We start from the raw sequence: 2,175 nt of genomic DNA, 5'->3' as shown, positions 1-2,175 counted from the left end.
TGCTGCGCCGCTGCGCGCTGGCGGTACTCACCTCAGGCAGTGCGTCCGACGACCCGCGCGCGGCGGCAGAGCTGTACCCTGAATTCGATATCGAAGTGGGGCAACAGGATCGCGGTGTGCGCATTGAATTGAAGCATGCACCTGCGATGGCGTTTGTGGATGGGCAGATCATTGCCGGTGTCGCCGAGTTGCTGTTTGCGGTAGTGCGTGATTTGGCATTCACCGCGATCGACCTCAATGGCGATACCGAGTTGGAGACTTCGAACGGCATCACCGATGCGGTATTTCGCTTGCTGCGCAATGCGCGCGTGCTGCACCCGGCTGACCCGAACCTGGTGGTGTGTTGGGGCGGGCATTCGATCGGGCAGGATGAGTACAAATACACCAAGCAGGTGGGCTATGAATTGGGCCTGCGCGGCTTGGATATCTGCACCGGTTGCGGCCCGGGGGCGATGAAAGGGCCGATGAAAGGCGCCACCATTGCGCATGCCAAGCAACGTCGCCGGCGTACCCGCTATATCGGCATCACCGAGCCGGGGATCATCGCGGCCGAATCGCCCAACCCCATCGTCAATCATCTGGTGATCATGCCGGATATTGAGAAGCGGCTGGAGAGCTTCGTGCGCTTGGGCCACGGCATCATCGTGTTTCCCGGTGGCGTGGGGACTTGCGAGGAAATTCTGTACTTGCTGGGAATTTTGCTGCGTGAAGAGAATTCACACCTACGCTTTCCGTTCATTCTTACCGGCCCAACGGCCGCAGCGCCGTACTTCGAACAAATCGACAAATTCATCCGCCTGACCTTGGGGGATGAAGCCGCGAACTTGTACCAGATCATCGTGGCCGACCCTGCCAAGGTGGCGAAGACGATGGATATTGGCATCCTCAAGGTGAAGGAGCAGCGTATCGCGCAGCGTGATTCATTCTTCTTCAATTGGGCGTTGCATGTGCCGTTGGATTTGCAACAACCCTTCGTGCCCACCCACGAGCTGATGGCGGGGCTGGACCTGCACCACGGCCGCAAACCGCACGAATTGGCGGCCGACCTGCGCCGTGCGTTCTCCGGCATCGTCGCCGGCAACGTGAAGGAAGACGGCATGCGCCGGATCGAGGCGCATGGCCCATTCGAGATCCATGGCGATCCAGACATCATGCAGGCGCTGGATGCGCTGTTGCGCGCATTCGTGCAGCAGCGACGCATGAAGATTTCGGGTGACTACAAGCCCTGTTACAAGGTGGTGGGGTAACCGGTTGATTCAACCGGATTGCATCTCGATGCAATCCACTGGGCAGGCCGGGATGCACAGCGCGCATCCCGTGCACAGGTCATCCAGTACGGTGTGCATGAATTTGGCGCCGCCCACAATCGCATCCACCGGACAGGCTTGGATGCATTTGGTGCAGCCGATGCAGTCGGCCTCGATGATGAGCGCCAATTCGCCGGGCCTGTGTTCGCCGCGACTACGGTCGTAGGGCTTGGCATCCACACCCAGGAGTTTTGCGAGTGCGCGTGCACCGGCATCGCCGCCCGGCGGGCAGTGGTCGATGTCCGCTTCGCCACGTGCCATCGCCTGTGCATACGGGCGGCAACCCTCAAAGCCGCACTGTCCGCACTGGGTTTGCGGTAGCAGGCGGTCGAGACGTTCGATCAGGCTGGCGGCGTTGGGCGAGGTCATAAGCGTGAAGATAGCAAGTGCCGTGGTGGCGTATCTGCTGCCGCGAAGTCAAGGAGGAGATGCCGGCATAGTGCCGGCATCGGGGGACATGAGCGGAAGTAGATACGCCACCACGGCGCGTGAGGTGCGCAATATCAGCGCACCGGCATACCCGGTTGTGCGCCGGTATCGGCATCCAGCAATGCCAATGCACCGCCATCAAACCCGGCCGACAAAATCATCCCCTCGCTGATGCCAAAGCGCATTTTGCGTGGGGCTAAGTTGGCGATGAACACCACGCTGCGGCCGATGAGTTTTTCCGGCTCGCCATAACTGGTGCGAATGCCCGAGAAAATCTGCCGCTGGCCGAGTGTGCCGGCATCCAATACAAAGCGCAGCAACTTGTCCGAGCCATCCACGAAGCCGCATTCCAGCACTTTGCCAATACGCAAATCGAGCTTGGCGAAGTCGTCGATACCGATGCAGGCAGTCGTATCCGTGGGTACAGCGGTCTTGGCAG

3 protein-coding genes are annotated in these 2,175 nt (G+C 60.4%); 1 reads left to right on the top strand and 2 read right to left on the bottom strand.

All coding sequences use genetic code 11. The features are described 5' to 3' along the window. On the top strand, positions 1-1,247 hold a 1,247-nt coding region (gene ppnN / locus QWB57_RS03930; RefSeq protein WP_288968431.1), incomplete at its 5' end, for a nucleotide 5'-monophosphate nucleosidase PpnN. A gap of 9 nt (positions 1,248-1,256) precedes the next feature. Here the strand turns inward: ppnN and rnfB are convergent. Together rnfB and metG are read right to left on the bottom strand one after the other, a co-directional pair. Next, the gene (rnfB, locus tag QWB57_RS03925; protein ID WP_288968432.1) at positions 1,257-1,688 is read right to left on the bottom strand and encodes an Rnf electron transport complex subunit RnfB; all 432 of its coding nucleotides are present in this window, start codon (positions 1,686-1,688) and stop codon (positions 1,257-1,259) included. Between the two features lie 122 nt (positions 1,689-1,810). Beyond that, positions 1,811-2,175: methionine--tRNA ligase subunit beta (gene metG, locus QWB57_RS03920; RefSeq protein ID WP_288968429.1), on the bottom strand; the 365-nt coding region annotated here is incomplete at its 5' end.

This window comes from uncultured Thermomonas sp., from assembly GCF_937872235.1.
Taxonomy (GTDB): domain Bacteria; phylum Pseudomonadota; class Gammaproteobacteria; order Xanthomonadales; family Xanthomonadaceae; genus Thermomonas; species Thermomonas beijingensis.
The sequence above is the reverse complement of the archived record's forward strand: the minus strand, read 5'-3'. Positions and strand labels throughout refer to the sequence as shown.